Below are 7,279 nucleotides of genomic sequence, written 5' to 3'. Positions count from 1 at the left end.
TTATAAGAATGATACAAATAAAATTCCTTTTTCGGAAGTATTAAATGATACTTCGGGGAAGTATAATGGTTTAAAAGCACTTTTAAGGGATGAATTAAAAACTGGCACATTTGATTTTTGGTCTGAATATCTACATCAATACGGAGTAAATCCTCGAAATGGAATAAATTATGAAGAAACTCATGGTTTCATAGCTGACGATAAGGTGGAGACATATGCAGGTAAATATTCAGCTAGACTTGCTGAATTAGAAACATTTAAAACCTTAATGTATATAAATAAATGCAATTAAAATGAAATATGTTAGATTATTAAAAGCATCGCTTGTAATAGGAAACGTCCTATTTATTTTACTAGGTATTTTAACTGGCATTGAAAGTGCGATAAGATCAGATAAGTCACCTATTTTCCTGGCTGTAGCCGGTTTACTCTGTATCCCGTTAGTTTTATTATTAATTTATGGCTATCGGACATTTAAGAACATAAATGATACGAATTCCTACTTTGCTTTGTTAGCATTATCATTTCTTATAATCTCAGGTCAATTTCTATTGATTTATTTAATTGTATTCGATTTGAAACATTTCTTGAAATTTTTGCCATTGATTATTTTTTCAGCAATCATGCTTTTGCTTTGGGTTTTGAACGTTGTTGCTTATTTTAAAAGGAGAAAAAATAATGAAAAAGCAGAGGTGTGATCACCAAATTATTAAATGAAATTAAAATGAAAAATGTTAAACTATTAAAAGCATCGCTTGTAATAGGAAACGTCCTATTTATTTTACTGGGTATTTTAACTGGCATTGAAAGTGCGATAAGGTATGATAAGTCACTTATTACCATAGCTGTTGCCGGTTTACTCTGTATCCCGTTAGTTTTATTATTAATTTATGGCTATCGGACATTTAAGAACATAAATGATGCAGATTCCTACTTTGCTTTGTTGGCATTATCATTTCTTATAATCTCAGGTCAATTTCTATTGATTTATTTAATTGTATTCGATTTGAAACATTTTTTGAAATTTTTGCCATTGATTATTTTTTCAGCAATCATGCTTTTGCTTTGGGTTTTGAACGTTGTTGCTTATTTTAAAAGGGATAAATAATTAATTAAATAACAGAGGCGTTTACACCAAATTAATACCTGCAATAAAAATTAGAAATATGCCGCAATTAAAAGCGGAAATTGCTTCAGGATTTTTTTTATTTAGTATCAGCGTACTATAAAACAACTTACCTATGGTCGGTAAAAACACCGACTATAGGTAAATTTGGGCATTACAACTGTATCAAACAAGTGATACCGGGAATAGTATATTGCTGTCCGTTAGGTTTCATTAAGCCTGTTTTAGCATCGCGGTTAAAAATCACCACATTGTCTGTGTTCATATTGCCCACTAGCACAAACTCTCCTTTTCTGTCGATCATGAAATTCCTGGGATGCTTTCCACCTGTAGGCTCATGACCAATCATACTTAGTTTCCCATTTTTTGCATTCACCTGGTAGATCACCAAACTCTCATGCCCTCTATTTGAGGCATAAATAAATTTACCATCTGGCGAAAAATGCACATCAGAAGCATAAGTAACCTCTTTATAGCCTTCAGGAAGCATACTTAAGCTTTCCAGAATAGTTAAAGCTCCGGTTTTCTTGTTTACTTTAAAGGCAACAATGGTATTGGATAACTCATCCACAGAATAAGCAAAATTACCATTCTCATGGATCTTAAAATGTCTGGGGCCTGAACCTGCAGCTACCTGTACAAACGGAACAGCAGCGGGTTTTAATTTTCCACCATCCAAAACTTCATAAATCATAATCTTATCTGTTCCCAAATCAGAAACGTACAAAAACTTACCATCAGAGGATGGAATACTAGAGTGTGGATGTGGCTCTTTCTGTCGTTGTGGATTTGTACTACTACCGGTTTGCTTAACTAAATCAGAAGCTTTAGCCAGCGTACCATCCGAATTTATCGGAAATACAGTTACACTTGCATCTCCATAATTGGCTGTATAGGCAAACCTTCCTTTTGGATCGATACTAATATGTGCTGGCCCCTTTGCTTGAACAGATTGTTCATTTAATTTTTTTAATAGGCCAGTAAACGGATCGATTTTGAAAGCCATAACCGCTCCGTTTCCATCAGTGGCAGTGCCCTTGCCGTAAATTGAATATAAAAAATCTTTACCCGGACTCAAAGCCAGAAAACCGGGGCCGTTGCCTTCAGTAACTGTTTGCAATTCCTTGAGCTTGCCAAGAGTACGATCAAATTCAAGAACATAAATTCCTTTACTGCCTCTGGCTGATGAAGTGCCGGCATATATAATATCTTTTGACCCAGGTTGAGCCAGTGTATACTCAATTCCTGAAACAAACAGGACTAAGGCAATACAAAAAGAAAGGTTGTTTCTCATAAGAATGTTTTTCAAGTTTGACTTATTTAAAGTTAACAAAAATAGTATCAATCGTTTAAAGACTTAAATGGATTTTTTTGTTGATTAAATGGCTTTGAAAGATCTCGTATATACTCTACCAGTTGCCATTGCTGCTCGTCAGATAATTTTAACTTATAACTAGGCATGATTCCTTTACCTTCACGTATTTTCCAATATAAAGCGCCATCGCTTTGCTGCCTGACCCAATCTTGCTTAAAATCTGGGACTTCTTGAGCAGTATGTTCCTGCGCATAGCCTTGCCCCTGTCCGCCATGGCACCGAATACAATGTAAATTGTAAACCTCTTGTGCTTGCGGAAGTGTCAGTGGTTCAATATTATACGGATTATACAGGCTATCTGTCCAAACCGGAGCTTTCCATGGCTGCTGACTAAACTTATTGGTTCCACTGAAAAAACAAAAGCCAAGTGACATAAAGACGAAAAGCACTCGTAAACCTGTCATATTAGTATATTTTGAATAAAGTACTCATTCTATTTCATTATCCTCGAGATCTTGGAGAACCTGCAGGTCGGTAATCATGGCGTTTTGCAGTCCATTCTGCATCGCCATACTCACTCAAGCTCACCTTGCCCTGCATTGTATTTCCATCGGTTGTTCCGGTAAAAGAAAAATTGATGCGCACACCAGCTTTCGTATAGGAGCTCCTGATCGTTACTTCATTGCCATGCAGAGTTCCATCCAGATCGCGAGATCCAATACTTGCAAGGTGTGTGCCCATCAAGCTAGTGTCTTTCTGTTCAATAATCAAGGTCTGATTTACTGTACTGGCAGAGAACTTCATTTTCAGATCCCATTGCCCGCTCAGATTAAACGCTGCTGATCCACTAGCTCTTTTGATCATCGGTGGGTTAGAAAAGATAGTGAACAGGCGTTCGGCAATGATCTTTTCATCACCCGCTTGAAGCGATGTTGTAGCTACACTGATATTAGGTTGCAGGTTTGGAGGGAAAGGCAGAAAACTTCCGGCTCCGCTAACTGCGATACGAGGATTTCCATCCCATAAAAGTTTTTCCATATCCTCTCCAGTTAATGAGATGATTGATTGATCCCACTTCACATTCAAAGAAGGTGCGCGGTTTGAACGGGCCTTTGGCTCTATCAGTTCAGTGCTCACTCCTGGAATAGTTGAAAGACGCTTCTGGATATGGTTGCCCCAGGATACCCAGGTCTTCCATTCGCCTGCATGATCACGCTTAAACCACATTTCTACGGCGGCTAACATCCCCATAATTTCTTCCCTGCCCACTTTAAAACCACGGCCAAAACCATGATGAGGACCCGCATTGATACGCGAAGCAATGATCAGATCTTTACGTCCAATCAATAATCCGGCGCATTGCGGTCCGCGGAGATATTTACCCCCACTGTAAGCAACGAGGTCAGCCCCCTGCGATAGATGAGGGTTGGGAACTTCCAAACCTTCGGCAGCCGCATCAACCAAAATAGGAACACCCAGTGGTTTAGAAACAGAAGAAATTTCTTGTATAGACAAAGGTCCATTCTCTGAACCAGATCCTGCAAGAACAAGAATCATGGCAGTTTGCGAACCAATAGCCAGCTTCAAATCTTCCATCGTAGAAACCTCTATCATTTTGACTCCCACAGCCTTCGCCGCAGCATCATAAGCTGAACGGGAATAGGCAGGAATAATCACTTCATCCTTCATCCCACTTAGGTCAGGTATCATCCAAAGTTTATCCGGATCACCACCCGTAACACATCCAGCAGTACCTGCAGTTATTGCAGCCGATGCGCCACAGCTAACAAATGCAAATTCGGCCCCAGTTAATTTTGCCAAGCGTTCGCCAACGGCATCCATTAACTCATCAATCTGTACGTATTCCTGAACCGCATCATCCATAGCCTGCTGAACTTCGGGCATAATCTGACTAGCTCCTACTATGGTAACCGTACCTCTTGCATTAATCAGCGGCCTAACCCCTATAGCTTGGTAAATGCTTTTCCTGGCTTTCTGCGGTATAACAGGAGCTGCCCCGAAAGCAGATTCTGAAACTGCTCCCGCTAAGGGTAAAATACTCAACCCTTTAATTAATTCTCTTCTTTTCATATTCAATAGGATTACAGGCTTGGCAGTCCGCCAACTACTTTTGGTAGCGGTTTTGTTAAACCATTTAGGTCATAGAAAACTCGCCCGCCTTTAACAGTTACCTCACATTCAAAGCGTTGCTTACCTTCAAGCAACTGACCCATTTGATCGAACACCCCAAATTTCCCTTTGCGGATACGTAATACCGTTACATCTCCCTCTGATCCTACAGACAGATTACCAAGCTGCTCCCGATGAATAACCTGCGCAGGTTTCCAGGTTACTGAGTTGATGATCGCAGGAACTTCCATTCCAAGGGTTAAAAATTTATTCATCACATTGAGGATGTCTTTCATCGCTGAATTCATGCTTCCCCCATGGTGATCTGTGCTAATTACATCTGGAAAAAAACCAGCTTTAGTAGCCGGAATAGCATGACTAAATGAAAAGCTAGCTGCTCCATGACCCACATCCCATATTACACCTCTCTGCCTGGCTTCAAAAACAAAGGGTCTTAATTTACCTGTTAGTGGATCAGTAATAGCTTCGCGCTCTTTTCCACCGCCACCATAGGTATGGGTATAAATATCGCCCGGACGGAATTTTTTCATGGTCAGCTCTTCTAGAGAAAGACCACTACCACCAAAATCAACAATCACCGGAATATTTCCAGCAATTTTTCCCGCTTCAATAGCACGGTCAATTGGCACCCAATCTGGTTTATTATAATGTGCCACTTTAAATCCTACAATCTGGTCCTTATACTTTAATGCCATATCAGCAGATAAACGTGCATCCATATCGGCATTATTTTGCTCAGGTGGCCCTCCGGTCATTCCCTGGCCAACAATATTTAGAAATGCTAAAACCCGGGTTCTCGCTCTGTCTATGGTTTGATCTTTGAATTTTTCAAATGTCCTCCAGCCTGCACTTCCTGCATCCACAACGGTTGTAACTCCAACGCGAAAGGTAAATCCGTCAGGTTGATTGGCATAATAACTGTTCCTTAGATAGTTGTCTGGCTCGGTGCCTGCAAAATTATGCGTGTGCATGTCAATGATTCCCGGAGTAACATATAAACCCTTTGCATTAACCACCCGCGATGCTGTTTTAGGATCAATATTTTTTGAAACTGCGGCAATTTTACCGGATTTATTGATCGCAACATCCATCAATTCATTAAGGTTGTTTTTAGGATCGATCACATGGCCGCCTTTAATGATTATTGCATATTCCGGATCGGATGATTGAGCACGTATAACCTGTGTGCTGAGCAGCATGAAAATGAGGAGATGTATTCTTTGCATTATTAAGCGCGTAATTTAATAGGACTGATTATAATTATTGGAAACAAAAAGATAAATATTATTAAAAATACTGAAAATACATGGCTGATTATGAAATATTTCGATGAAATTAGGCCATCTGAAGGATATCCGGATCAATCTTTAGTTAAAAAATACAAAAATAAATCAAGGTATCAAGAAGTCGACTTGACTTTGGGATCTATTTCGTGTTGTTTGAAAAATAAATCCAGTCTAGATGAAATAAATTCTGTTTTCTTTCACCCTGAGCTTTGAATACAAAATACAGATCATGAAGCCCTTTAGTATCAATTAGATCGCTCCAGATTTCTTTCCAGCTTTGAGGATCTTTTGCAATTCCAGGTGGGATTTTAACAGTACTAACCAAAGGGCCTTCCGGATTGCCTAAACGAAGTTCAATTTCGCCACCAGACTGCGGTTCTACTCGATATTTTATTTGCTTGATATGAGTCAGGTCAATCTGATTAAAGCGTATATAGGTGGTATGATTAATTGCCCTTGCATACGAAAGAGCGGCGGTTGTATAGGTAGCAATTCTCACATTTCCATCATCAAAATCTTCAGCCTGAACAAAAGGATTTCGCAAAGTAATGTAGCTACGGCTTTGTAAAGGTTCAATTCCATTAGCTCCCTGATCAGTATAGCTCACATTAAGCAAATAAGTTCCTGTTGCTTCTTTACCAATATGTTCCTTTAATACTACCGTATTTTTTAGTGAATGATTGGCCTCCGGTTTATCAGATAACGAAAGAATATAATTCACTATTTCTGCAGCATCATTTTTAGAAAGTGAAGGATGCGGAATCATTGCACGCTCTCCCCAAACGCCACTTCCTCCCTGTATAATTTTAGTTGAAAGTTTTTCAATTACACCTTCTTTGCCTGCATAACGCTTCGCAATTGCTAAATATGCTGGACCTACAGATGCCTTATCTATCGAATGACAAGATTTACAATCTAAGTTTGCTGCAAGTTGCTGCCCTTTCAGGTATTTTAGGCTGCCTAAATTCTGCTGCTTCTGTGTCAAAATAACCGCAATGTCTTTCCCTCGTGCTATAAAACCATAAGAAAGGTTGATCTTTTCTTGATTGATGATTTTATCTTCCTTATCCTCTACTTGTATAGCGTAATCCAACACCGAGTTATCCCAATAAAAACTACGATTTGCACGTGTTTCAATTTTAACCTCAGGTGGCGTATTACCTACAAAAATCTGGGAGCTAGCCAGGCCTTGACCACCTTGATCATCCCTTACAGTTAATGTTATGTTGTATACTCCGGGAGTGTAAAATGTATGAGTGGCGTTTTGTCCCTGCATCTGCTTGTTTTCAATATCCCATGTATATGTTAATTGATCCGCGCGATCGTGATCTATCGTTTTTTTACCTGAAAACTGTACTGTAAATGGAGCTGCGCCGTATTGTTGGGCAATCTCTATCTCTG

At 39.3% G+C, this 7,279-nt stretch carries 8 protein-coding genes; 3 read left to right on the top strand and 5 right to left on the bottom strand.

The features are described from left to right. From ACIQZ6_RS10815 to ACIQZ6_RS10805, 3 genes are all read left to right on the top strand, one after another. A partial coding sequence (locus ACIQZ6_RS10815) for a hypothetical protein (RefSeq protein ID WP_395810974.1) occupies nucleotides 1–292 on the top strand: 292 nt, incomplete at its 5' end. Nucleotide 293: 1 nt separating this feature from the next. Further along, a complete protein-coding gene (locus tag ACIQZ6_RS10810; RefSeq protein WP_395810972.1) occupies nucleotides 294–698 on the top strand; it encodes a hypothetical protein in 405 nt (134 codons plus the stop codon). 26 nt (nucleotides 699–724) lie between these two features. Next, entirely contained in the window at nucleotides 725–1,108 is a 384-nt protein-coding gene (locus tag ACIQZ6_RS10805) for a hypothetical protein (RefSeq protein WP_395810970.1), read from the top strand. 172 nt (nucleotides 1,109–1,280) lie between these two features. On the opposite strand, the gene ACIQZ6_RS10800 is transcribed toward ACIQZ6_RS10805, so the two are convergent. The 5 genes from ACIQZ6_RS10800 to ACIQZ6_RS10780 all read right to left on the bottom strand — a co-directional run. Then, nucleotides 1,281–2,420: a lactonase family protein gene (locus ACIQZ6_RS10800; RefSeq protein ID WP_395810968.1), complete on the bottom strand. Its 1,140-nt coding sequence runs from the start codon at nucleotides 2,418–2,420 to the stop codon at nucleotides 1,281–1,283. A 47-nt stretch (nucleotides 2,421–2,467) separates the two neighbouring features. Then, complete coding sequence (locus ACIQZ6_RS10795) at nucleotides 2,468–2,905, bottom strand: c-type cytochrome (protein ID WP_395810966.1); 438 nt, start codon at nucleotides 2,903–2,905, stop codon at nucleotides 2,468–2,470. A 37-nt stretch (nucleotides 2,906–2,942) separates the two neighbouring features. Further along, a complete protein-coding gene (locus tag ACIQZ6_RS10790) occupies nucleotides 2,943–4,532 on the bottom strand; it encodes a PLP-dependent transferase (RefSeq protein WP_395810964.1) in 1,590 nt (529 codons plus the stop codon). 11 nt (nucleotides 4,533–4,543) lie between these two features. Continuing rightward, nucleotides 4,544–5,818: an amidohydrolase/deacetylase family metallohydrolase gene (locus ACIQZ6_RS10785; protein WP_395810962.1), complete on the bottom strand. Its 1,275-nt coding sequence runs from the start codon at nucleotides 5,816–5,818 to the stop codon at nucleotides 4,544–4,546. A gap of 199 nt (nucleotides 5,819–6,017) precedes the next feature. Next, the coding region (locus ACIQZ6_RS10780) for a carbohydrate-binding protein (RefSeq protein WP_395810960.1) at nucleotides 6,018–7,279 on the bottom strand (1,262 nt) is incomplete at its 5' end.

The organism is Daejeonella sp., from assembly GCF_044348475.1.
GTDB lineage: Bacteria > Bacteroidota > Bacteroidia > Sphingobacteriales > Sphingobacteriaceae > Daejeonella.
The sequence above is the reverse complement of the archived record's forward strand: the minus strand, read 5'-3'. Positions and strand labels throughout refer to the sequence as shown.

Coding starts and splice junctions, on each gene's coding strand:
- ACIQZ6_RS10810 (WP_395810972.1), top strand. CDS start 294: ATGAAATATGTTAGATTATTAAAAGCATCGCTTGTAATAGGAAACGTC.
- ACIQZ6_RS10795 (WP_395810966.1), bottom strand. CDS start 2,905: ATGACAGGTTTACGAGTGCTTTTCGTCTTTATGTCACTTGGCTTTTGT.
- ACIQZ6_RS10805 (WP_395810970.1), top strand. CDS start 725: ATGAAAAATGTTAAACTATTAAAAGCATCGCTTGTAATAGGAAACGTC.
- ACIQZ6_RS10800 (WP_395810968.1), bottom strand. CDS start 2,420: ATGAGAAACAACCTTTCTTTTTGTATTGCCTTAGTCCTGTTTGTTTCA.
- ACIQZ6_RS10790 (WP_395810964.1), bottom strand. CDS start 4,532: ATGAAAAGAAGAGAATTAATTAAAGGGTTGAGTATTTTACCCTTAGCG.
- ACIQZ6_RS10785 (WP_395810962.1), bottom strand. CDS start 5,818: ATGCAAAGAATACATCTCCTCATTTTCATGCTGCTCAGCACACAGGTT.